The following is a 24,574-nucleotide window of genomic DNA, read 5'->3' as shown; positions in this document are numbered from 1 at the left end:
TGTTATTTTTCATTTTTACGTTCACCTGATGGCTTAATACTAAAACTTTTTTATAAAACTTTTGAAATGTATATTGTTGGCAAATCTACATAACAATAAAATTTCGTTAATAGCCATCTCACTGACTTGTATTTTTAGCTTTGTAGATAATAATTTTAAACGCTTAATATACTGTTTGGATGTTAAGGTTGAGGCCTGTTTGATATGGCGACAACTTATGTGAAGTGGCAGCTCTGTTTAGTCAAAATCAAACTTGATTAAGTAAACATTGATTACAATAGCAATAAAAAGCATTTGGAATAATATTGGCATTGGTTATATTTACGCCGATAACGATATCCCCAAACTTTTTACAGCAAATTATAACGAAGAAAGTAAAAGTTATGCTAAAGGCAAATAAAAATGACATCCCATTAATGCATCTTATTTGATTCCTAATATGGGTGTTATGTACAATTTTACCTTTATTTAGACGGTTATTGCTTGCCGTTAAAACGCGATGAAAAACACGGTAACAGTAACAATAACCGTTATAGATCAAGATGATACTTTGACTAGTTTTCTAAACTTGAGTGATGAATTACACCAGATAATTTTTATTATCTGGTGTTGACTCTGTCAATGACAACCTAATGCTATTACGCTAGTTATTGTTATAACCCAGTATACATAATCTATCATTCCTTCATTTTATAATTTGCTATGTTTAGCAAAATAGCAACATTAGCGATATTTTGTGTCATGTTAGAGAAAAAATATCAAATTATTGATGATAAACACCGGAATCAATATGCTAATTGACCATTTCATATAACCAAAAAAGCTTGGCATATTAATTTGCTGTTGTGTTGCTATACTTTTGACCATAAAGTTAGGTGCGTTACCTATGTAGCTAAGCGCTCCCATAAACACCGATCCCATTGATATGGCTAATAGTGTTTTTGCCATGGTGGTCATTAACGTCATGGCATCGCCTGATGCTAGATTGAAAAACACCAAATAAGTTGGTGCATTGTCTAAAAAGCCCGAGAGTAATCCCGCAAACCAAAAATACAAACTATTAATTGGCTGTAGATGGTCGTTGTTAACGAGCGTTACAATTGCCGCCAATGCGCCATTACTGCCCGCGCGTAAAATAGTTAACACCGGTACAATCGTAATAAAGATACCAATAAACAATTTACCCACTTCAATAATGGGATCCCAATTAAATTCATTACCCGCACGAACTTGCTTGGGTGTGATCATGACAGAAGTAACTGTAATGATTAACAGTAACAGATCCCGCGCCAAATCAGGTAGGGCAATTGAGGTCGCTAAAATAGTAAAAGTGATTGAAGACTGCCAAATCCCCGACATCAATACACAAATAATTATGGCTACCAATAAAAAAATGTTTGTTATACCGTAGAGTTTAAACGGTTGAGTAGGTTTAGTCTTTATGTTTGACGATTGACCATATTGCTGGCGAAAGTAATAACTGTCGATAATATAGAAAATTATCAATAATAAAATCGTCGTCAATAATACCGGACAAAACATATGCTTAACAGTCCAAAAAAAATCAACCCCTTTTAAAAAACCAATAAATAACGGTGGATCACCTAATGGCGTTAATCCTCCGCCAATGTTAGCAACAAGAAAGATGAAAAAGATAATAATATGAACAGATTGATTACGATAACGATTAGCTCTAATTAAAGGACGAATCATTAACATTGCCGCACCTGTAGTGCCCATAATTGAGGCTAATATCGTGCCGATTGCTAACAATACAACATTCAATTTAGGCGTACTAATCATATCACTTTTAATCAACACCCCACCCGATACAGTAAACAGGGCAAGTAGTAAAACGATAAAAGGAATATACTCTTCTAATATTGCATGAGCAGTTAGATTGAGGGTAGTTTGCATACCGAATGAATAAATGGCAGCAACTATAAACAGTGTCGTCCAAAAAATAATAATTTTGCCATAGTGATAGTGCCATAATCGCGCTAAAAATAGTGGACATAAAGCAATCGAAAGCAAAATACCAATAAAAGGTACAGCCCAAACCAAGCTTAACTGTTCACCGTTAAATTCGGAAGCATAGAGATCAAAAGAGCTAACTAACAATAAGCTAAAAGGTACACAGAATAATTTGAATGGGATTCTCATGGCATGTCCGTTTGGATTAAAAGTTGAAAATTATAACAAATATCAATGCGTTTTCGAATGGAATGTGTAAAGTCATTATTGAATCTCATAATAACAAGATTTCATTAAATCTATAGCAGTTAATCACGATTGAATGCAATCATAATGTGGGGTTCTTTAGTATATTGATGATTAATTTTGCACAAATGTTAAGTACAGTAGCAGCAAAACAGACAAAGGTATGCGTTAGAAGTTACTAATAGACAAAACGGTGAATCTACTAAAGGTTACATTAGATAGTATTGTTTATAGTGAAACAAGCAACATTATCAATACTGATAGAGTTAAACCATCGAATGACGAGTTAGACCAGCCAGTTTTACAATTAAGAATTTTTAATATAATTTGTTGGATAACAAAATAACTAGCGTTAATAAAATGGCAATTAGATACCACTCAATCATTTTAGACTAGTTGTATTTGTTTGAAATACCATGATGAAGGGGCAACGTTTTTGCTAATAACACAAAAATATAGGCTGTGGTGGTAATTGTTTTATGCTGATATTTGTAGCAATGACCACGTAAGTGAAGATGAATATTCAAAGTAAACTAGGTTAAGTGTTTTTACTTTTCCTTATTAGGTGCAAAACCTTTATAATAGACAGCCTTTTTATTGTTGGATAGAACATGCAAAAACAGTCGAACTTAGCAAACAAAACTGCTTTACATCAACGAAATAAACATCGCCATGGCTATGACTTTTTAGCGCTATGCCAAACGTTACCTGATTTCACACCGTACGTTAAACCCAATCAATACAATAATTTATCGATCGATTTTGCTGATCCAATGGCAGTCAAATTGCTAAATAAAGCACTGTTATTACATTATTATCAACTGAGCAATTGGGATATTCCCAATGATTATCTTTGCCCACCCATTCCAGGGCGAGCAGATTATATTCATTATCTAGCCGACTTACTTGCTCATGATAACGACGATAAAATCCCTTTAGGTAAACAGATCCGTGTTCTTGATATTGGTGTAGGGGCAAATGTAATTTACCCCATTATTGGTCGGGCTGAATATAATTGGTCATTTGTGGGGAGTGATATCAACCCAATGTCAATCAAGGTTGCAAAGCTTATCATTCAATCTAACCCATTATTAAATGGTTTAATTGATTGTCGATTACAACGTGATACCTCAGCAATTTTTAGGCAAATTATAAAGCCGAAAGAATTTTTTATGTTAACTATGTGTAATCCACCTTTTCATGATTCGGCACAAGCCGCACTGGCGAGTAACCAAACTAAGCTCAAAAAGTTAGGTAAATGGCAATATTCAAAATCTAATCCTGCGCTTAATTTTGGTGGTCAGCAGACTGAATTATGGTGCAAAGGGGGTGAAAGTGCTTTTATTACCAATATGATCAAAGAAAGTACACAATATAAACAGCAATGTTTATGGTTTACGTCGTTGGTTTCTAAAAAAGAGTCACTCAAGGTGCTTAATAAGCAATTAATGACAGTTAAACCTGCTGAAGTCAAAATTATTCCAATGGCGCAAGGACAAAAGAGTAGTCGTTTTATTGCATGGAGTTTTTTCCAGCAAGATAAAAGGCAAGCGATTATCCAAAACCATCATGAAAATAGTGAAGGTATAAAATAAAAAGCTTTTTCTTAACTACCTATTTTTAATGATGATTTTTATTATTTATTTGTTGTTATTTGCCATTTTCAATGTTCCCTTTAAAAGGCAACAACTTTTTTCAATAAAATAGAGGTTTTTATTCATTTAGCGTGTAACAAAATGCCAGACACGTTTACTGTAATTTTTATGTAAAAAATTTCATCCAATTGATTAATAATACTATTTTTACGTTTGATTATTCTGTAATCTATTTTTTTTTGATGAATAGTCATTTATACTTGTTACGCTTTTATATTTTGTATCGAAATTGAGTTTTTTGTTGTTTAGATAGTCACTATCACGAATAAATTAAGCGGTTTCAAAGGAGATACAATATGTCTGAAGTAGTCTTCTGTAAAAATTATCTGTCTTTTGCTAACACCAAACATTATTTAATTTTTTTTTTAATTCGCATTAATCAATTTTATTGTTCTTCTATTATTATTAAATCAGTTTCAGCAATTGTTGTTTATTGGTTATTTGTGCATAGTAATCCTGTCAATGCATTATCGGCTTCGACTGAAAATGCTATTCATGGTCATGCGCCTTATTTAACGTTTGACAATGGAAAAACTAAAGTGGTAAGTGTTGAAGGGTTACTGGGTTTACAGCTATCAGACGGTCGTAGTTTTATTGCTGCTGGTGGGCAAAGTGATTTGTATCCCAATGCTATTATCGATGATTCAAGCCAAGAATCACCCATTGATTTGTTGAGTGATGATGATACATTTTTGAGCATTAAAACCTTGGTACCGTTAGTCAATAATAGTAGCTATCCAAGTATTTCATTGAGTAATCTTCTTGCATCTTCTGATAATTATTGGGGAGATGAAGATGGTGATGCATCACCAAATGCAACCGGTAATTTGATGGTTAAATGGTTAGATGCCAATAACAACGATATTACTACGCAAGTCAAAAATAACCCCAATGCTCAATTAACCGGATGCGATTCACCTTATAAGTTAACGATTACATCTAATGGTGGTCAATTATTCACGCAATATGGTATACCTAATGTGACAGATTTTAGTGGTGCTAAGCATACCTATTATTTTAATCGTAAAATTGATACGCCGTATGTATGTTATGTTCAACCCAATGTTTGGTATGATGGACGTCATTATCCTGATGCAGATGGTCCTGATTGGATCAGAAGCCGAGGATTTAAAGTGCAAGATATCAGTAATCCGGATTTAAATTTTCCCACGACAGGTTTAAATGGTCTAAATTTTTATTTGATATTAGGTGGTGTTACACCTGAACAAGTCATCACTGCAAATACTCAAGATGGTCAAACTGTTTATCCTGTCAACGGTGGGAATAAAGTCACCATTTCATTAAAATCCGAACAAACACCAGGTTGGGATAATTCACCCAAAGTGTTAGCATTAAAAGTGGTTTTAAATGGTCCGAATGAAAATTCCACTGATACTTCATTTAGCCCTGTTCTGTTTAAGATTTATGCAGACAGTGAACGAAAGCAATTATTATACAGTTTTAATATTGATAGATGGTATATTGCCAGTTCAAATGATGCAACATCTAATGATGATGTTCAGCGCTTTTGTGACAATTTGGGTAATGGTTATCGATTCCCGAAAGTCAATGATTTAACTAATGCTAATGGCAAAGGTTGGCATGGCGGAATTAATGGTCGCAATATTAATAATTATCGTCGGCAAATAAGCTATAAAGATGCAAGTGGTAAATGGATTGGTGGCATTTTTAATGAATGGGGATCTTCTTATCAACTTTATTATCCAACAAGTGATTGGCATACTTCAACGCAATCCTACTATTGGGCATTATCCGATGATGCCAGCATACAATATGCGGTTGGTTCTGATGTGGGTGATATCGATTCAGATTCTACAGCAGGTAAAATGGTTTGTGTTAATCCTTAATTTAAAAGATAATTATAAAAATAATTTTAATATTCATAGCGCTAAACATATAGCTTAAAGGCGCTGATTAAATAGCACATTATGTATCTTTTCTACACGATTTAGTAATTATAAAATAATCGCGATTAATTTAAAGTTAAATTAAATATAGGTAGGGAAGATAAAATGAACGGAAATGAAAAAACAGCATTGATTGAACAACTGCAAACTATTGTTGGCAAAAAATATACGTTAACAAACCCTAATCGGACGTTGCCTTATCGTCAAGGTATTCGTTTTGGTGAAGGTGATGCATTAGCAGTTGTATTACCTGGCACATTAGTTGAGCAATGGCAAATATTAAAAGCATGTGTTGCCGCTGATGTGATTGTTATTACGCAATCGGCCAATACTGGCTTAACAGGGGGGTCAACCCCAGATGGCAATGATTATGATAGACCGGTTGTAATTGTGAGTACTCGCCGTTTAGAAGGTATTCAAGTTATTGAAAATGGTGAACAGGTTGTTTGTTTACCGGGAAGTACATTATTCCGTTTGGAAAAAGAGTTAAAAAAATATAATCGAGGACCGCATTCAGTTATTGGTTCATCATGTATTGGTGCATCTGTCATGGGTGGGGTATGTAATAACTCTGGTGGTTCCCTGATTCAACGTGGTCCTGCTTATACCCAAATGGCTGTGTTTGCACAATTGGATGCACAAGGACAATTACATCTTGTTAACCACTTGGGCATTGAACTGGGTGATGAGCCAGAAACCATTTTACGGAATCTAGAAAATCATACCTATACCGAAAAAGATATTAATCGTGATGCGGGCTTAGGTCATGATCATCATTATTGCGATCATGTTCGTGAAGTTGATGCCGATACACCTGCACGTTTTAATGCCGATCCAGCGCGCCATTATGAAGCTTCGGGCAGTGCAGGTCGCTTAATGGTTTTTGCCGTGCGTCTTGATACATTTCCATTAGAGAAGAAATCAGAAGTATTTTATATTGGTACTAATGACATTAATGAGTTAAATGATATCCGTCGTCATATTTTAAGTCAGTTTAAAACATTACCGGTATCAGGCGAATATATGCATCGAGTCGCATTTGATATTGCTGCGGTTTATGGCAAACCGACTTTTTTAGCTATTCAAAAATTAGGTACTGATACTATACCTCGCCTTTTTGCTTTTAAAAACTTTGTTGATCGCGTTACAGGTAAAATTCCATTCTTTCCGAAAAACTTTTCAGATCGTTTTTCAATTTTTGTTGCTAAATTTTTACCTAATCACTTACCGAAAACCATTCGAGACTACCGTGATCGCTATGAACATCATTTGATTTTAAAAATGGCAGATGACGGGATAGCCGAAGCTGAAGCATTTTTGAAATCGTATTTCCAAAATAAAAACGGAAGTTATTTTTTGTGTAATGCTAAAGAGGCTCAAGCAGCAATGTTACATCGTTTTGCAGCGGCAGGTGCAGCGACATCTTATCGAAATGTCCATAGTAAAACAGTGGAAAACATTGTAGCGTTAGATATTGCTTTGCGTCGTAATGATACAGATTGGTTTGAAACTTTGCCAAAAGACATTGATCAAAACTTTATCTATAAAATGTATTATGGGCATTTTTTCTGTTATGTCTTTCATCAAGACTATATTGCTAAAAAAGGCACAGATTGTGATAAAGTGAAGGAACAAATTTTAGCTTTACTTGATCAGCGAGGGGCACAATACCCAGCAGAGCACAATGTTGGTCACCTGTATCATGCTAATGCCGATTTGAAAAAATTCTATCAAGAGCTTGATCCGACTAATAGCCTCAATCCTGGTATTGGTAAAACTTCTAAGAAAAAATATTGGAAGTAACCCAATCTAAGCAATTGCCAGCTGATATAAGCTGGCAAAGCTCAGATGAAGATAATTTAATGCAAAATGATCAACTTTAGTCGCTTTAACTTAATCGGTTGGCAAGGTGAGATTACCAATATTAGGGGTGATCAAACAGATAATAATTATTTTATATTCTGTGATGAGTGAAGCTATATAAACAACTAGATAGATAATAAAAAGGGCAAGTTAGCCCTTTTTAATTTAAGAGCGCCAGTGTTAAAGCATTTTCTTTAATTGATACAACATCTCTAATGCTTGTTTTGGTGATAAGGCATCAGGATCGATGTGTTTCAGCGCTTGTTCAATTTCAGAAGGTTCACTTTCCGTCACAAAGCTAAGCTGCGATTGGTCAACATGGCTCTTTGCCGCTTGCTTCGAAATGACTTCGAGCTCTTTTAGCTTTTGTTTGGCGCGTTTTAATACTTGTTTCGGTACGCCAGCTAATCCGGCCACCGCAATACCAAAACTTTTACTGGCCGCACCTTCAGATACTTCGTGGATAAAGGCAACCGTGTTGTCATGTTCAATGGCATCAAAATGAATGTTATAAACGCCTTGCATATGTTCAGGCAACTGCGTTAACTCAAAGTAATGGGTAGCAAAGAGTGTCATCGCTTTGATTTGGTTTGCTAAGTTTTCAGCACATGCCCAAGCTAAGGACAATCCGTCATAAGTTGAGGTGCCACGTCCAATCTCGTCCATTAGCACAAGGCTTTGTTCAGTGGCATTGTGCATTATGTTAGCGGTTTCAGTCATTTCGACCATAAATGTTGAACGCCCCGACGCTAGATCATCCGATGCACCAATTCGGGTAAAGATGCGATCAACCGGTCCAATAATGGTTTTTGATGCTGGCACAAAACTACCTATGTAGCTCAGTAAAACAATTAATGCAGCTTGGCGCATATACGTGCTTTTACCACCCATATTTGGACCGGTGATAATGAGCAATCTTCTATCAGGGGAAAGCCGTAATGAATTAGCAATAAACGGCGTTTGCAATACTTGTTCTATAACGATATGGCGACCATTGATAATTTCAATACCTGCTTTTTCAGAAAATGTAGGGCATTGATAATTAAGCGTTAAAGCTCGTTCAGCTAAATTCGTTAAGACATCAAGTTCAGCGATAGCATCGGCACTAAGTTGCATTTCGGCAAGCTGTGGCATAAGTAAATCAAACAATTGATCATATAACTGTTTTTCAAGGGCTAGTGCACGACCTTTTGAGGTGAGGACTTTATCCTCATACTCTTTAAGCTCAGGAATAATGTACCGTTCAACATTTTTGAGCGTTTGGCGTCGGGTATAGTGAATTGGTGCTAAATGGCTTTGTCCTCGACTAATTTGAATATAGTAGCCATGTACAGCATTAAATCCGACTTTCAGTGTGTCGATACCTAAAGTTTCACGCTCACGAATTTCCAGTTGTTCCAGATAATTTGTTGCACCATCTGCAAGATTGCGTAGTTCGTCAAGTTCGGCATTGTAACCGCTGGCAATGACCCCTCCATCACGAATAATGACAGGTGGCGTTTGGACAATTGCTCGCGTTAAAATAGATGCAATGTGATCAAATTGATTGATTTTAGCTCGCAAAGCAATTAAAGCTGGCGTATTCATTTGGCTTAATAACTGTTGCATTTGCGGCAGTAAGTTATAAGCATCACGCAAACGGGCAAAATCACGTGGGCGAGCTGTTCGTAGTGCAAGCCGCGCTAAAATACGCTCAAGGTCGCCAATGAGTTTTAATAATGGCTGAATATCATCAATATGATTTTGTAATTCACTGATTGCTTGTTGACGGTGTTGTAATACGTTTACGTCACGAATTGGGGCATGCAACCAGCGTTTTAACATGCGGCTACCCATTGGGGTTTGGGTTTTATCTAAAATTTCAGCCACTGTATTTTGTGTGCCACCCGATAAATTTTCAGTGATTTCTAGGTTGCGCCGCGTTGCCGCGTCGAGTACCACAAAGTCGAAAGCTGATTGTTTGATGATTGAACGAATATGTGGTAGCGCGGTGCGCTGCGTATCTTTCACATATTGCAGTAAACAGCCAGCTGCGCTAAGTGCATAAAGGCAATCTTCCACGCCAAATCCAACTAAATCATTGGTACCAAATTGCAAGTTAAGCTGCTGTTTAGCGGTTTCAAGATCAAAATCCCACAAGGGGCGACGTCTTAACCCATGACGATGTTCAATTAATGACATGGATTGAAACTCTTCCGGATAAAGAAGTTCAACTGGATTGGTGCGTTGTAATTCAGCTTGTATTGATTCGTAACTATCAGTTTCAAAGATAAAAAACCGCCCAGAACTTATATCGAGCGTGGCATAACCATAGTGGTTTTTTGATTGCCATATTGATGCTAATAAATTATCTTTACGATCTTCTAATAATAATTCATCACTGACCGTACCCGGCGTTACAATACGAACAATTTTGCGCTCGACAGGACCTTTACTCGTTGCAGGATCCCCGATTTGTTCACAAATCGCAACCGATTCACCAAGCGAAATTAACTTTGCTAAATAACTCTCAACTGCATGATACGGTACGCCGGCCATCGGAATCGGTTCGCCATTAGACGAACCACGTTTAGTTAATGATATATCAAGTAATTGCGAAGCTCGTTTAGCATCATCATAAAACATCTCATAAAAATCACCCATACGATAAAATAGCAAAATATCCGGATTTTCCGCTTTTAGTCTGAGGTACTGCCGCATCATTGGGGTGTGTTCAGTAAAGTTTTCTTGTTCGGTCATTGTATTAATTCTTACTAAATTAGCTCATTATTTATTCAACATTAATTTATTATAGCGAAATATTAGGATTTGTCGGAGTATTTATTTTAAGAGGTTGAAATAAATGTAAGTTTTATTTTTTATCTATCTACTTTGATAATCAAGTTGGGTATGACTGTTTGTTACACGCTTTTGATTTTATTTATGATTAGTTATAGCTATTAATTGCGTAATAAACAATTTAATTAAATCGTGCCTTATTGTGTTTAATGATCTTGAATAACCTATTAAAATTTGATAGTTTACTTGCAGTTATTTTTATCGTTTAACACAAAAGAAGGTAATTGTTATGACAATCAAAGTAGGTATTAATGGTTTTGGCCGTATTGGTCGTATTGTTTTCCGTGCTGCTCAAAAACGTTCTGACATCGAAATCGTTGCAATCAATGATTTATTAGATGTTGAATATATGGCTTATATGCTTAAATATGATTCAACTCATGGACGTTTTGATGGTAAAGTTGAAGTTAAAGACGGAAAACTAATCGTTAATGGTAAAACAATCCGTGTTACTGCTGAAAAAGATCCAGCAAACTTAAAATGGAATGAAGTGGGTGTTGATGTTGTTGCTGAAGCAACTGGTTTATTCTTAACTGACGAAACTGCGCGTAAACATATCCAAGCAGGAGCAAAAAAAGTCGTATTAACTGGTCCATCTAAAGATAGTACGCCTATGTTTGTAATGGGTGTTAACGATAAAGATTATGCAGGTCAAGATATCGTATCTAATGCTTCATGTACAACTAACTGTTTAGCACCTTTAGCGAAAGTTGTTAATGATAACTTCGGTATTGTTGAAGCATTAATGACAACTGTTCACGCAACAACAGCAACTCAAAAAACTGTTGATGGTCCATCTCACAAAGATTGGCGTGGTGGTCGTGGTGCTGCACAAAACATCATCCCATCTTCAACTGGTGCTGCTAAAGCTGTAGGTAAAGTTATTCCTGAATTAAATGGTAAATTAACAGGTATGGCTTTCCGTGTTCCAACTCCAGATGTTTCTGTTGTTGATTTAACTGCTCGTTTAGCAAAACCTGCTAAATACGAAGATATCTGTAAAGCAATCAAAGCTGCTGCTGAAGGCCCAATGAAGGGTGTGCTTGGCTATACAGAAGATGATGTAGTTTCAACTGACTTCTTAGGTGAAGTTTGTACTTCAGTATTCGATGCTAAAGCAGGTATTCAATTAAGTGATACTTTTGTTAAACTTGTTTCTTGGTATGATAATGAAGTTGGTTATTCAAACAAAGTATTAGACTTAATTGCTGTTGTTTCTAAAAAATAAGTCATTTTTGTGTCATATTAGAAAGGCAACCATATGGTTGCCTTTTTTTGTAATTAAAATAGTCAATGATGATTACGCGATAAATAAAAAAGCCCATTTTCGCAAATGGGCTTTTTACTTAGACTAATTAACGAATTAATTAGCTATTAAATAACGACAACATCAGCTGCAGCTGGTCCGCGAGGGCTATCTTGGATTGCAAATTCAACTTGTTGTCCTTCAGCTAAAGTTTTGAATCCGTCACCGGAAATAGCTGAGAAATGGACAAAGACGTCTTTGCTTCCATCGGTAGGGGTAATAAAACCAAAACCTTTACTCTCGTTAAACCATTTGACTTGGCCTGTTTTCTTATTCATTTACTAGACATCCTAACAATAATTAATAATTTGCCTTTACGGCTCGCATAGACTTAAACTTAGTATAGATTATGTAATTCATAACTAAAAAATATAAATAAATTTACATTAAAAAGTTAATCGTTTTCATAATAAATAACTTTGTTATAAGTCTGTTACTATTACCGCACAAATTATAATCGAAAGCAAGATGTTAATGACAATTTTTTCATGTTAGAGTGCAGTTTTTTATAAATTTTTAGTTAAATAAATGTAATTTGATCTAAAACAAATTATTAAATCTTAAAAATTTTATAATTATTTCGAAAGTGTAATTTACAAAAAAAACCAGAGTATCAGAAAAAGATTTCATCACTCTGGTTTAACGGTTACTTTTTTACATCAAATTGTGAAATTAACAGTAATTTTATTTCTTTTTTGCTCTTTCAAAAGATTCTAAAATCTCTTTACGCGCAGAATCGACATTTTCCCAACCGTCAACTTTAACCCATTTACCTTTTTCTAACGCTTTGTATTGTTCAAAAAAGTGTTTAATTTGTGACTTGAGTAGTTCCGGTAAATCGTCAACATCTTTTATATGATCATACTCTTTTGTCAGTTTGGTATGAGGCACCGCAACTAATTTTGCATCAACACCTGACTCATCTGTCATTTTTAGAACGCCAACTGGGCGACAACGAATAACGGCACCGGGTTGTAAAGGGTAAGGCGTTGGGACTAACACATCAACAGGATCACCATCTAAAGATAGTGTATGGTTGATATAACCATAATTACATGGGTAAAACATTGCTGTCGCCATAAAGCGATCGACAAATACAGCACCCGTATCTTTATCAACTTCGTATTTTATTGGTGAAGCATTCGCTGGAATTTCAATTACTACATAAATATCATCTGGTAATTCTTTACCTGCTGGTACATTCAAAAGTCCCATTTTTGTATCCTCTATTATTTATTTGTTAATAATATTGTTTAGTGATAAGTCATAAGCACACATTATAAAAGTTATTCCGTGTCGCTCAATTCTTTTAGATATTGAAAAATCTGTCTGGCTGTTTTCGGAGGCTTGTTCGACGCTAACTCTTTTTTAGCTATACGAGCGAAAGTACGTAGCTGCTGCCTGTCAGCATTTGGATATAAATCCATAATCATTTCAGCATCACCGGTTTCAATCAGTTCATCGCGTAACATTTCAAGTTTATGAAACATCGCGACTTGTTGATTATGGCGGTTTTTGAGTTTATCCAAGGCAAGTGTAATTGGTTCGATATCCCGATTTCTGAGTAATTTACCAATATATTGAATTTGCCTTCTGTAACCCTCTTTTTTGATTTTTTGAGCTAATTCGATGGCATAGAGTAAATCTTCATCAAGGGGGATTTTAGCAAGTTCATTTTTACTTAAATTAACGAGTTCAATACCGAGTTTTTTAAGTTCTTCAGCATCTCTTTTTATTTCACTTTTACTAACGTAGATAATTTCATCTTCGATATCATCGACATTAAAGTTTGCTTCTTCGGTTGTCTTTTGATTTTGATTCATATAATTTCTTTTGTTAACTAAAATGCATTTCTGGCTTATTATAACGTATCACTAGCAGAATTGTAGAAAATAATAAAATGAGTATTGAACAAATTAAAAAAGAGGCAAAAGATCAACAAGCAAACTTGTCGGCTATAGTGGCTGATACTATTGCTAAAGCAAAATCGCGTGTTGATTCAGTTGCAGTGTCAATTAATCAGTCAACCGGTATTAATGTTAGTACCCGTTTAGGTGAACCTGAAACGGTCGAATTTAATAGTGATGGTGCGTTAGCTATTACTGTCTATCAAAATCAGCAAAAGGGGAGCGCTTCTACTAATGATTTATCCCCTAAGGCTATTGCTCAAACTATTGATATGGCGGTTAATATTATGCAATACACTTCACCCGATCCCTACTCAGGATTAGGTGATCGTTCTTTAATGGCATTTAATGCGCCTGATTTGGATCTTTTTTACCCAAGTGATTTGAATGTGGATCGAGCTATTGAACAAGCAAAGCAAGCGGAACAAGTGGCACTTGCTAATCCAAAAATAAAAAGTAGTGATGGTGGCTATTTTAGTAGTCGTTATGGCATTTACATGTATGGCAATAGTTTAGGAATGTTACAAGGCTATTGTGCGAGTTCGCATTCTCTATCTTGTTCGGTTATTGCAGAACAAAATGGTCAAATGGAGCGTAATTACGCTTATACTTCGTCACGTGATATTAGTGAGCTGAGATCCCCTTCATGGGTAGGCGAACAATCAGCACAACGAACTATTTCACATTTAGGCGCCCAGCAGATAGCCACAATGCAAGCGCCTGTCCTATTTTGTCCAGAGGTGGCGGTTGGCTTAATTGGTCATTTAGTTGGTGCAATTAGTGGGGGAGCAATTTATCGTAAGTCCTCATTTTTGTTAGATAGTATTGGCAAATCTGTGTTTCCTTCATGGTTAACTATTTTTGAAGATCCTCACATTCTAAAAGGTGTCGGATCTTCTCCTTTTGACAGTGAGGGAACCCAAACGGTCAAACGTAATATTATTGAGCAAGGCGTATTGCAAACGTATTTACTCGGGAATTATTCAGCCCGAAAATTAGGTTTAAAATCAACGGGGCACGCAGGGGGAATTCATAACTGGTTAATCTCTTCTAGCCAGCCTCGCAGTGATTTCAATGCTATGTTGGCTAAATTAGATAAAGGTGTTGTTGTAACATCATTGATGGGGCAAGGTGTCAACAATATTACCGGCGATTATTCTCGAGGCGCAACTGGATTTTGGGTTGAAAATGGTCAAATACAGTATCCAATTAATGAATTTACCATTGCCGGAAATCTTAAAGATATGTATCAAAATATTGTAGCCATTGGTGATGATATTGAAACAAGAACCAATATCCAATGTGGATCGATATTGATTGATAATATGAGTATAGCAGGGAAATAAAAGACATATATGGGAAGAGTCACAAACAGCGCACTAATGCAAAAAATTGCTTTATGGATGCCAGGTTTAAAAAATTTATTACACTATAGGCGTGATTACTTTAGTTTTGATCTTAAAGCGGGTTTGTCAGTTGCAGCTGTTTCTTTACCCGTCTCTATTGCTTATGCTGAACTCACTGGTGTTGGTGCAATTGCTGGATTATATTCAACAATATTACCGTTGATTGTTTATGCACTTTTTGGTTCTTCCAGACAACTTATTGTTGGTCCTGATACTGCAACATGTGCAGTAGTTGCAGCAGTAGTTTTACCACTAGCATCAAATGATCCTATTTTGCGTTGGCAGTTGGTAGTTATATTAACAATTATGATTGGAATATGGTGTATCATTGCCGGCAAATTGCACTTAGGTGCACTGGCTGATTTACTGAGTCAACCGATATTGATTGGTTTACTTAATGGCATTTCAATCACCATAATGGTAGATCAACTCGCCAAGACATTAGGGTTTTCTTATGATTACTCTTACTTAATTGAACGTGTTGTCTATTTACCGTTTAAAATTCCACAAATTCATCTCTTCACAGCATTAATCTCACTGTTTACTTTGGTGATATTGATCGGTTTAAAAAAAATAAAACCGCGTTATCCCGCACCGCTTTTTGCCGTGGTTGTGATGACTTTTCTCTCTTGGTTATTTAATTTTGAATCTCACAATATTCGAATTATTGGCGCAGTGACTGGTGATTTTATCCCCGTTGAATCATGGCTTGATTTTGATAAAGGCTTGATGCGTGATTTAGTTGTGCCATCACTGAATATCGCGATTATTTGTTTTGTCAGTATGATGATAACAGTACGAAGTTTTGCTTCAAAAAATAACTATGAAACTAACGCTGATGTTGAATTTAAAGCCTTAGGTATGGCAAATATTGTGGCAGGATTATCGCAAGGATTTGTGGTTAGTGGTACGTCATCGCGTACGGCGGTTAATGATGCTAATGGTGGCAAAACTCAGTTAGTTTCGATTATTGCAGCTATCATTATTGGTTTTGTTGTCTTGTTTTTATTATCCCCATTAAAATATATTCCAACCTGTGTGTTAGGGGTAATTTTAATTTATTCTTCTATTTCGCTAATTAACTTTCAGACTATTATTCGCTTTTTTAAATTTGATCGTGATGCGTTTTATTTAAGTTTAACCACGCTAGTTTCGGTGTTAGTCATTGGTATTATTCCCGGTATGGCGCTAGCGGTGTTATTAGGTTTATTCTTATTTTTAAGGCGAGTATTTAGGCCTAAAGATCAATTACTTGGGGTTGATGAAAGTGGTCGTATTCATTCTTTAGGAAAAGACGTTAAACCTCTAGATAATACCATTATTTATCGATTTAACTCTCCACTTACTTACTTTAACATCGCTTATTTTAAGCGCAGAATTATCAGTTATATTGACGAAGCACCGCAACCGATAAGTTATGTCATTGTCGATGCTATTCCTTGTTTTACGTATAAAGATGTTAGTGTTTTGTCGGGTATTGAAGAGCTGGTGAAATCGTTGAAAGTCAGAAATGTGATTTTGATACTATCAGGTCGACGAAAAACATTAAAAAACTGGTTTAAACAGATGAATATTAAGTTAGATGAACAGTATATTGAATTTGCTTATGATCTCTATTTTTCAGTTCGGTTAGTACAAAGTAAAGAGCACATGGAAAATAATGAAGATGCTTTAAATCAGTAATAATAAAACCATCTTATAATCATTAATTAGCATGTTAAGGAATATTATGAATCAAATTAGCAAAATGCCTAAAATTGAGATGATTAGCACCGGTGACGAAGTGTTATATGGTCAAATAATTGATACTAATGCTACATGGTTGTCGCAGTTGCTATTTGAAGAAGGTATTACGATCACATCAAGGTATACCGTTGGTGATAATTTAGAACAATTGATTCATACATTCAAGCAGCGTAGCTTAGTTAATGACATTATTATTATTAATGGTGGTTTAGGACCAACAAGCGATGATTTAACCGCCGAAGCTGCTGCTAAAGCTAACAATGAATCACTGACATTAAACCATGATTGGCTACTTAAAATTGAACATTATTTTACTAGTCGTGGCAAAACCATGCCTTCAAGTAATATTAAGCAAGCAATGTTGCCTGAAAGTGCCTCTTTAATTGATAACCCAATCGGCACGGCTTGTGGATTTAAAATGGAAATCAACAACTGTTTGCTATTTTTTACACCCGGTGTACCATCAGAATTTAAAGAAATGGTACAAAACTCAATATTACTCGAGATTACGCAGCGCTTGCCACCCTTTGATAAAAAATTGTGTTATCGATTAACAACAATGGGACGAACTGAAAGTGATCTCGCCACAGAAATTGAAGCTAAAATTGATATTCCAGACGATATTATAATTGGCTATCGTGCCGCAATGCCAATTATTGAATTAAAACTAACAGGACCAGAGTCTCAAAAAGATAAAATGGATGAATTATGGTCTAAAATCAAAGTTATTGTTTCTAGCAATTTTTTATTTGAAGGTGTGTTAAGCCAACAAGATACGTTTGGTTTAGCTCAACTGGTTTCTAGATTATTGCTTGATAAAAATTTGACTATCGCTGTTATTGAACAGCAATCGGCTGGGATTGTTGGCTCACAATTGTTTGAATCAGCTGCACCTTTAGTCAAATCAGAAATTCTACCCTTGTTACTTGAAGATCCAAAATCGTATTGTTTACAGATCTTAAAACATAATCATGCAGATATTGTGCTTGGACTGGTTAATTTTCGTGAAAAAAATAGCGAATTTACGTTATTAATCGCAACGTCAAAACAGGTTTGGCAATGTAATTTAAAATATACTGGTCGTTTGCAAAATCGACAAACTGAGCGCAAAATTTTTTGTGCGATTGCTTTAGATGCTTTACGGCGTTACTTACTAAACATGCCAATAATTGGGCCAAATGTCTGGTTAGAAGTTATCGCCTAATATTATTAGGCATTGACTATAAGAGTGTTTATTTTACATTGTGAAATAATATAAATATGGACAATTCCCCTTAAAATTAAGTACAATAAGCGATCTTTCACATTAGGTAATTTAGTAAAACAAATTAGAGGTAAAAATGGCTCGTGTAACTGTTCAAGATGCAGTAGAAAAAATTGGTAATCGCTTTGATCTAGTTTTAGTTGCAGCAAGACGTGCTCGCCAATTACAAGTTGAAAATAAGTCGCCATTAGTTCCGGAAGAAAACGACAAGGAAACCGTTGTAGCATTACGTGAAATAGAAGATGGTCTTGTCAATAAACAAATTCTTGATAGTGCTGATTTCCAAGCTTTACAAGATGAAGAAGCGGAAGTTCGTTCTGCACTTCATGAATCGATTCTGCTCGAAAATACTCCCTCGTACGAATAAGTTTTTTTGAGAATTGCCTATGCAATATTTTGATAGCTTAAAAGAGATTGTTGCATCTTATCTTCCAGCTAAACAAGTTGAAGTGATTCAAAAAGCTTATTTTTTTGCTCAAAAAGCGCATGAAGGGCAATTCCGATGTAGTGGTGAACCGTACATTACTCACCCAGTTGCTGTCGCAACGATTTTAGCGGATATGCGGCTTGATTATGAAACTATCATTGCCGCACTTTTACATGATACCATCGAAGATACCCCCGTCACTTTTCAAGATATAACAAAAGAATTTGGCAAGCATGTCGCTATTTTAGTTGAAGGTGTTTCCAAACTTGATAAGCTAAAATTTCGTAACAGGCAAGAAGCGCAAGCCGAAAATTTTCGCAAAATGGTGTTAGCCATGACCGAAGATGTGCGAGTTATATTGATCAAACTTGCCGATCGTACTCATAACATGCGCACATTAGGTGCATTAAGACCTGACAAACGCAGACGAATTGCGAAAGAAACATTAGAAATTTATGCACCCTTAGCGCATCGATTGGGAATCCATCATATTAAGACCGAGTTGGAAATCCTAGGCTTTACTGCTATGCACCCCAATAGAGCGAAAGTGTTAGAAAAAGTTGTGAAAGCAGCGCGAGGTACTCGAAAAGAATTAATCCAACAAATCTTATCAGAGATTAGAGGTCGTTTGGCTGAAGCCAATATTGAAGCTGAAGTTGAAGGACTTGAAAAAAATATCTATGTCATTTATCAAAAAATGCAAATGCGTGAACAACACTTTCACTCTATCATGGATATTTATATCTTTCGGATTGTGGTTAAAGATGTCGATGCTTGCTACCGTGCACTCGGTTTGGTACACAATTTATATAAACCAAGACTTAACCGCTTCAAAGACTATATCGCTATTCCAAAAGCAAATGGCTATCAATCTTTACACTCATCATTAATTGGTCCACATGGTACTCCCGTTGAAGTGCAAATACGCACAGAGGATATGGATCAAATGGCCGAAATGGGGGTCGCTGCGCACTGGGTATATAACGAAAATGATGAGCTCAATCACACCACTACTCAAATTAAAGCTCAACGTTGGATGCAAAGTTTATTAGAATTACAACAAAGCGTGGGTAACTCTTTTGAATTTATAGAAAACGTTAAATCCGATCTTTTTCCTAAAGAAATCTATGTCTTTACGCCTAAAGGGCGTATTGTTCAATTACCAGAGGGTTCAACAGCAGTTGATTTAGCCTATGCTGTTCATTCCGATATTGGTTATCAATGCATTGGTGCGATTGTTGACCGTAAGCCATTCCCGCTTTCTCAGCCATTAAGTAATGGACAAACAGTTGAAATTATTACTTCTCCTGAAGGTCGTCCTAATGCGAATTGGTTAAATTTTGTTGTCAGTGCGAAAGCACGATCTCGTATTCGCCAAGCTTTAAAAACATTAAAGCGTGAAGATGCTATCGAATTAGGTCGGCGTTTGCTTAATCTCTCTTTGATTAAAACCGGTGGCATTGATGAGCTTTCGCAAAAACAGATTGCAAGAATTGTTGAATTAACAAAATTACCGACTTTTGATGATGTACTGGCTGAAATTGGTTTAGGTAATGTGATGAGTCACTTTATTGTTAAAGGCTTAGAACATAAGGCATTACTGAATAATCACTCAGAGGCGAATAAGACATTAGTCATCACAGGTAGTGAAGGTGTACTTGTAACATTTTCGAAATGTTGCCATCCCATTCCAAATGATCCTATTATTGGGCATGTTAGTGCCGAAAAAGGATTAACTGTACATCATGAATCTTGTCGTAATATTACTGGCTATCAAAATAATCCTGAAAAATATATTCCCTTAAGGTGGGCGCCAAATATTGAACAGCTCTTTGTTGCTGAAATTTGGGTTGATATTCTCAATAATCAAGGCTCATTAGGTCATGTCTTGTCTATCATTAATGATGAACAAGCTCATCTTCAATGGTTGAATACTGAAGAAAAAGATCGACAAATTTATACGATTATTCTACAAATTGAAGTAAAAAATGTTCAACAACTTAATGAACTGATGCGTAAGTTATCGCTACAGCAAGATGTGGTGAGTGTGACTCGCAATGTCAATTAGTTATTATGGCTAACCGTTTTTTAAACCATATTCCGTTAATTAAATTAGCCGGTATTGGTGAAAGTTTAGAAAAAAAATTTCATACACTCGGCATTCAAACCATTCAGGATTTATTATTACACTTTCCGATGCGATACGAAGATCGCACCTCTTGTTGTGCAATTGGCAGCAGTAGCATTGGTGAATACACCACTATCGAAGGTTGTATCATTAAAACGGAAGTGATTTTTCGGCGTAAACAAATGCTAGTTTGTCATATTCAAGATGAGTCAGGAATCGCTATATTGCGATTTATGCATTTTAATGCAGGTATGAAAGCCAGTTTAGCTATCGGCAAATGGGTGAGTGCTTATGGCGAAATCAAAAATGGAAAAACTTATCGTGAAATTATCCACCCACAATATAAAGTCAGAGCGAATCGAGAAGATAATGCATTAATTACCGATCCAACCCAAGAAAGATATACGCCGATTTATCCCACAACTTATGGCTTAACGCAAAATGTGATTCGTAAGTTGATTCAAGCGGCACTGTTATTACTAAAGCGCAACCCACCTGAAGAAATTTTACCTGCGCCACTAGCAAATCAATTTTTGTCAGCTTTTGATTCATTGAATATTATTCATAATCCGCCTATTGATACTGATATTGCTCAGTTATCTAATGGTAATCACCCTGCTATTAAACGATTTATTTTTGAAGAGTTACTTGCTTATCATTTAAGTATGCTCACCTTAAAAACGGATAATCAAAAGCAACAAGCTTATGCTATGCAGGTAAATCAGCACTATATTGAGCCGTTTTTGGCCTCATTACCTTTCAAACCGACCAATGCTCAGCAACGTGTTGTACAAGATATATATCAAGACATGGCAAAATCTATTCCAATGATGCGTTTAATTCAAGGTGATGTCGGTTCAGGAAAAACTTTAGTTGCAGCTTTAGCGGCATTAAATGCGATAGAAAATAATCAACAAGTCGTTTTAATGGCGCCAACCGAAATATTAGCTGAACAACATTATAACAATTTTAAGCAGTGGTTTGAGCCGCTTGGTATTAGCGTTGATTGGTTATCTGGTCGTTTAACGGCAAAGAATAAAAAAGATCGGTATGAACGTATCAAAGCCGGCGATATCACCATGCTAATAGGTACACATGCCGTATTTGTTGATAAAGTGGAGTTTGCTAAGTTAGGTCTCGTGATTATTGATGAACAACATCGTTTTGGCGTAAACCAACGGCTAACACTTTGGCAAAAAGGTATTAAAGATCAAATTTACCCACATCAACTGATCATGACCGCTACGCCAATTCCAAGAACGTTAGCCATGACTGTTTATGCCGACTTGGATGTATCAGTGATTGATGAATTACCGCCTGGGCGTACGCCGATTACAACCGTTGTTATTCCTAATTCTCGACGAGAAGAAATTATTGAAAAAGTGAATCAAGCCTGTTTGGATAATCGTCAAGTTTATTGGGTGTGTACGTTAGTGGAAGAATCTGAAACGCTTGATGCACAAGCTGCCGAAATGTTAGTTGAAGAATTACGTGAAAAACTACCACATTTATCAATAGCACTGGTTCATGGCAAAATGAAATCTGATGAAAAGCAATCGGTTATGCAAAACTTTAAAGCCGGTAAAACTCAGCTTTTAGTTGCGACAACCGTTATTGAAGTTGGTGTAGATGTACCCAATGCCAGTTTAATGATTATTGAAAATGCTGAACGGCTTGGGCTTGCACAATTGCATCAATTACGTGGCCGAGTTGGACGTGGGAGTGCAGTGTCTCATTGCGTATTAATGTATCAAGCGCCGTTGAGCAAGGTTGCACAAGCTCGTATGAAGGTGATGCGTGAAAGCAATGATGGTTTTGTGATTGCCCAAAAAGATCTAGAAATTCGAGGAAGTGGCGAGATTTTAGGGACTCGCCAAATGGGTATGGCAAATTTTAAAGTGGTTGATTTAATTCGTGATCAACATTTAATTAGTGAAATACAGAGGGTTTCCTTGCCTTTATTACAAAACTCTCCACAGATGGCTGAGCAACTTATAGCGTGTTGGCTACCTGATCGTCAAAAATATATCAATGCTTAATATTATTACTTTTGTAACTTGTGAAATTAATTGGTTAAAAAGCATTAATCTTGTCATGTTTTTTACTAAGTTAATAAAATTGAGATAAAACTTTTATCAACAAGATCAAGTTGCACATTTTTATTTCAAAAGAGTCATCTCATAAATCGCTTGGTTATATTGATTGATTCTTTTCCTTCTTAATTATAATTTTTGACTACACTTTGTCGTTTGTGCCTTGTTAAGTCGAGATTAATCCCTTAAATAATGTTATGTTTATTTATGCTTTGCACGAATTTGGCTATCGTGTAATATAGTGCTCATTACAAAAATGAAAAAATTGTGAACTTGGTATGAAATCATCGATAAAATTACTCTCCTTAGTGCTCGTCATATTAACGTTATTGGGTTGTGGGTTGAAAGGGCCACTTTATATGCCCGCACAAAAATCAAATGCTTCAATTAACACTCATCTGCTTAATCAAACAGTTTAATGGAATTAATAATGGATTTTTTACATTACGAAAAGGGTCAATTACTAGCCGGTAAGGTCGCAATTTCAGAACTCGCAAAGCAATACGGTACGCCACTTTATGTCTATTCTGCCGAATATATTACACAGCAGTTTTTGGATTACCAAAAGGAGTTGACAGATAGGAAACATTTAATCTGTTATGCGGTAAAAGCCAATAGTTCTCTTGCTGTTTTGAACTTGCTTGTTAAATTAGGCGCAGGATTTGATATTGTGTCGCAAGGTGAGTTAGAACGCACACTGATAGCGGGAGCGGATCCTAAAAAAATTGTTTTTTCTGGGGTAGCAAAATCTATTAGTGAAATCGAACGTGCGCTTGAAGTTGGCATCAAATGTTTTAATGTTGAATCCGAAGCCGAGCTTTATCGCATTAATGATGTGGCTAAAAAATTAAATAAAATTGCAAACATCTCTTTTAGAATTAATCCCGATGTTGATGCTAAAACCCACCCCTATATCTCAACAGGTTTGCGTGAAAATAAATTTGGTATCAGCCATCAATCCGCATTAGATATTTATCGTAAAGCAACATCGTTAGATCATATTCATATTGTTGGCATTGATTGCCACATTGGTTCACAATTGACTGAAACCTCACCATTTCTTGATGCTGCCGATCGCATATTAGCGATAGTTGATAAACTTAAATCTGAAAATATTCATATTAAACATATTGATTTAGGTGGTGGATTAGGGGTGCGTTATGATCAAGAACAACCGCCTTCAGCATCGTTGATTGTTAGCGAATTGAAGAAAAAATCAGCTAATTATCGTGATCTTGAGCTTTTATTAGAGCCTGGGCGATCAATTGTTGCTAATAGTGGATTATTGATTACGAAAGTTGAATATACCAAACATCAAGATGATAATCATTTTGCTATTGTTGATGCAGGGATGAATGATTTGATTCGCCCCGCGCTTTATCAAGCTTGGATGCGAGTTTTACCTGAAAAAGAACCGAAACCATCCGATCAACGTTTTATCTATAATGTTGTTGGACCGATTTGCGAATCGAGTGATGTATTGGCATATCAGCGAGAGCTTTCAGTGCAACAAGACGATCTGTTAATTATTTGTAGTGCTGGTGCTTATGGATTTAGTATGGCTTCAAATTATAATAGCCATCCAAGGCCAGCTGAAGTTATGCTGACCGATGAACAACATCACAAACTTATTCGTCAACGTGAATCGTTTGATGATTTATGGCGAGGAGAGACCCTATAATCTTATTTATGGTTAATCAACATCTTAACCAGCGCCTTGTTAATTATCCTAGACTACTTTTTAATGGATAGTGAAAATAAGTAAATAGATAACAATGTTTTTAATAGAAGGT

The 24,574-nt window shown here is 35.9% G+C and carries 17 protein-coding genes; 12 read left to right on the top strand and 5 right to left on the bottom strand.

All coding sequences use genetic code 11. The features are described from left to right. Window positions 1–744: 744 nt before the first annotated feature. The gene (locus J3U57_RS03275; protein ID WP_267343814.1) at window positions 745–2,163 is read right to left on the bottom strand and encodes a sodium:proton antiporter; all 1,419 of its coding nucleotides are present in this window, start codon (window positions 2,161–2,163) and stop codon (window positions 745–747) included. A gap of 668 nt (window positions 2,164–2,831) precedes the next feature. Here J3U57_RS03275 and rlmF point away from each other — a divergent pair. The 3 genes from rlmF (at window position 2,832) to dld (ending at window position 7,606) form a co-directional block, all read left to right on the top strand. Continuing rightward, window positions 2,832–3,815 carry a 23S rRNA (adenine(1618)-N(6))-methyltransferase RlmF gene (rlmF, locus tag J3U57_RS03270; RefSeq protein ID WP_267343815.1) on the top strand — a complete coding sequence of 328 codons (984 nt, stop codon included), beginning with the start codon at window positions 2,832–2,834 and terminating at the stop codon, window positions 3,813–3,815. A 356-nt stretch (window positions 3,816–4,171) separates the two neighbouring features. Next, window positions 4,172–5,743 (top strand): hypothetical protein, encoded by a 1,572-nt coding sequence (locus J3U57_RS03265; RefSeq protein ID WP_267343816.1) that lies wholly within the window; start codon window positions 4,172–4,174, stop codon window positions 5,741–5,743. Between the two features lie 165 nt (window positions 5,744–5,908). Then, window positions 5,909–7,606, top strand: coding sequence for a D-lactate dehydrogenase (gene dld, locus J3U57_RS03260; RefSeq protein ID WP_267333124.1), 1,698 nt, complete (start codon window positions 5,909–5,911; stop codon window positions 7,604–7,606). 240 nt (window positions 7,607–7,846) lie between these two features. Here dld and mutS read toward each other — a convergent pair whose 3' ends face one another. Continuing rightward, entirely contained in the window at window positions 7,847–10,405 is a 2,559-nt protein-coding gene (gene mutS / locus J3U57_RS03255; RefSeq protein ID WP_267333123.1) for a DNA mismatch repair protein MutS, read from the bottom strand. Window positions 10,406–10,733: 328 nt separating this feature from the next. Here mutS and gapA point away from each other — a divergent pair, with 328 nt between their 5' ends. Next, the gene (gene gapA / locus J3U57_RS03250) at window positions 10,734–11,732 is read left to right on the top strand and encodes a glyceraldehyde-3-phosphate dehydrogenase (protein WP_065633524.1); all 999 of its coding nucleotides are present in this window, start codon (window positions 10,734–10,736) and stop codon (window positions 11,730–11,732) included. Window positions 11,733–11,878: 146 nt separating this feature from the next. Here the strand turns inward: gapA and J3U57_RS03245 are convergent, their stop codons facing one another. From J3U57_RS03245 to yjgA, 3 genes are all read right to left on the bottom strand, one after another. Then, window positions 11,879–12,088 carry a cold shock domain-containing protein gene (locus J3U57_RS03245; protein ID WP_065633525.1) on the bottom strand — a complete coding sequence of 70 codons (210 nt, stop codon included), beginning with the start codon at window positions 12,086–12,088 and terminating at the stop codon, window positions 11,879–11,881. 406 nt (window positions 12,089–12,494) lie between these two features. Further along, window positions 12,495–13,025 (bottom strand): inorganic diphosphatase, encoded by a 531-nt coding sequence (gene ppa, locus J3U57_RS03240; RefSeq protein WP_065633526.1) that lies wholly within the window; start codon window positions 13,023–13,025, stop codon window positions 12,495–12,497. A gap of 71 nt (window positions 13,026–13,096) precedes the next feature. Further along, window positions 13,097–13,633 carry a ribosome biogenesis factor YjgA gene (yjgA, locus tag J3U57_RS03235; RefSeq protein ID WP_267333122.1) on the bottom strand — a complete coding sequence of 179 codons (537 nt, stop codon included), beginning with the start codon at window positions 13,631–13,633 and terminating at the stop codon, window positions 13,097–13,099. A gap of 77 nt (window positions 13,634–13,710) precedes the next feature. On the opposite strand from yjgA, the gene pmbA reads away from it, so the two are divergent. The 8 genes from pmbA (at window position 13,711) to lysA (ending at window position 24,462) form a co-directional block, all read left to right on the top strand. Then, entirely contained in the window at window positions 13,711–15,063 is a 1,353-nt protein-coding gene (pmbA, locus tag J3U57_RS03230; RefSeq protein WP_267333121.1) for a metalloprotease PmbA, read from the top strand. Between the two features lie 9 nt (window positions 15,064–15,072). After that, window positions 15,073–16,806, top strand: coding sequence for a SulP family inorganic anion transporter (locus tag J3U57_RS03225; RefSeq protein WP_267333120.1), 1,734 nt, complete (start codon window positions 15,073–15,075; stop codon window positions 16,804–16,806). A gap of 46 nt (window positions 16,807–16,852) precedes the next feature. Beyond that, window positions 16,853–18,073 (top strand): CinA family nicotinamide mononucleotide deamidase-related protein, encoded by a 1,221-nt coding sequence (locus J3U57_RS03220; RefSeq protein ID WP_267343817.1) that lies wholly within the window; start codon window positions 16,853–16,855, stop codon window positions 18,071–18,073. Between the two features lie 136 nt (window positions 18,074–18,209). After that, complete coding sequence (gene rpoZ, locus J3U57_RS03215) at window positions 18,210–18,500, top strand: DNA-directed RNA polymerase subunit omega (RefSeq protein WP_065633529.1); 291 nt, start codon at window positions 18,210–18,212, stop codon at window positions 18,498–18,500. A gap of 19 nt (window positions 18,501–18,519) precedes the next feature. Continuing rightward, complete coding sequence (gene spoT / locus J3U57_RS03210; RefSeq protein WP_267333118.1) at window positions 18,520–20,628, top strand: bifunctional GTP diphosphokinase/guanosine-3',5'-bis pyrophosphate 3'-pyrophosphohydrolase; 2,109 nt, start codon at window positions 18,520–18,522, stop codon at window positions 20,626–20,628. Window positions 20,629–20,633: 5 nt separating this feature from the next. Continuing rightward, on the top strand, window positions 20,634–22,727 hold the full coding sequence (gene recG, locus J3U57_RS03205) for an ATP-dependent DNA helicase RecG (protein WP_267343818.1): 2,094 nt from the start codon (window positions 20,634–20,636) through the stop codon (window positions 22,725–22,727). Window positions 22,728–23,059: 332 nt separating this feature from the next. Then, window positions 23,060–23,200, top strand: coding sequence for an LPS translocon maturation chaperone LptM (gene lptM / locus J3U57_RS03200; protein WP_267343819.1), 141 nt, complete (start codon window positions 23,060–23,062; stop codon window positions 23,198–23,200). A gap of 11 nt (window positions 23,201–23,211) precedes the next feature. Then, the gene (lysA, locus tag J3U57_RS03195) at window positions 23,212–24,462 is read left to right on the top strand and encodes a diaminopimelate decarboxylase (RefSeq protein WP_267343820.1); all 1,251 of its coding nucleotides are present in this window, start codon (window positions 23,212–23,214) and stop codon (window positions 24,460–24,462) included. Window positions 24,463–24,574: the final 112 nt, after the last annotated feature.

The organism is Gilliamella sp. B3464 (genome assembly GCF_026536145.1).
Lineage (GTDB): Bacteria > Pseudomonadota > Gammaproteobacteria > Enterobacterales > Orbaceae > Gilliamella.
The sequence above is the reverse complement of the archived record's forward strand: the minus strand, read 5'-3'. Positions and strand labels throughout refer to the sequence as shown.

Coding starts and splice junctions, on each gene's coding strand:
- J3U57_RS03275 (WP_267343814.1), bottom strand. CDS start 2,163: ATGAGAATCCCATTCAAATTATTCTGTGTACCTTTTAGCTTATTGTTA.
- rlmF (WP_267343815.1), top strand. CDS start 2,832: ATGCAAAAACAGTCGAACTTAGCAAACAAAACTGCTTTACATCAACGA.
- J3U57_RS03265 (WP_267343816.1), top strand. CDS start 4,172: ATGTCTGAAGTAGTCTTCTGTAAAAATTATCTGTCTTTTGCTAACACC.
- dld (WP_267333124.1), top strand. CDS start 5,909: ATGAACGGAAATGAAAAAACAGCATTGATTGAACAACTGCAAACTATT.
- mutS (WP_267333123.1), bottom strand. CDS start 10,405: ATGACCGAACAAGAAAACTTTACTGAACACACCCCAATGATGCGGCAG.
- gapA (WP_065633524.1), top strand. CDS start 10,734: ATGACAATCAAAGTAGGTATTAATGGTTTTGGCCGTATTGGTCGTATT.
- J3U57_RS03245 (WP_065633525.1), bottom strand. CDS start 12,088: ATGAATAAGAAAACAGGCCAAGTCAAATGGTTTAACGAGAGTAAAGGT.
- ppa (WP_065633526.1), bottom strand. CDS start 13,025: ATGGGACTTTTGAATGTACCAGCAGGTAAAGAATTACCAGATGATATT.
- yjgA (WP_267333122.1), bottom strand. CDS start 13,633: ATGAATCAAAATCAAAAGACAACCGAAGAAGCAAACTTTAATGTCGAT.
- pmbA (WP_267333121.1), top strand. CDS start 13,711: ATGAGTATTGAACAAATTAAAAAAGAGGCAAAAGATCAACAAGCAAAC.
- J3U57_RS03225 (WP_267333120.1), top strand. CDS start 15,073: ATGGGAAGAGTCACAAACAGCGCACTAATGCAAAAAATTGCTTTATGG.
- J3U57_RS03220 (WP_267343817.1), top strand. CDS start 16,853: ATGAATCAAATTAGCAAAATGCCTAAAATTGAGATGATTAGCACCGGT.
- rpoZ (WP_065633529.1), top strand. CDS start 18,210: ATGGCTCGTGTAACTGTTCAAGATGCAGTAGAAAAAATTGGTAATCGC.
- spoT (WP_267333118.1), top strand. CDS start 18,520: ATGCAATATTTTGATAGCTTAAAAGAGATTGTTGCATCTTATCTTCCA.
- recG (WP_267343818.1), top strand. CDS start 20,634: ATGGCTAACCGTTTTTTAAACCATATTCCGTTAATTAAATTAGCCGGT.
- lptM (WP_267343819.1), top strand. CDS start 23,060: ATGAAATCATCGATAAAATTACTCTCCTTAGTGCTCGTCATATTAACG.
- lysA (WP_267343820.1), top strand. CDS start 23,212: ATGGATTTTTTACATTACGAAAAGGGTCAATTACTAGCCGGTAAGGTC.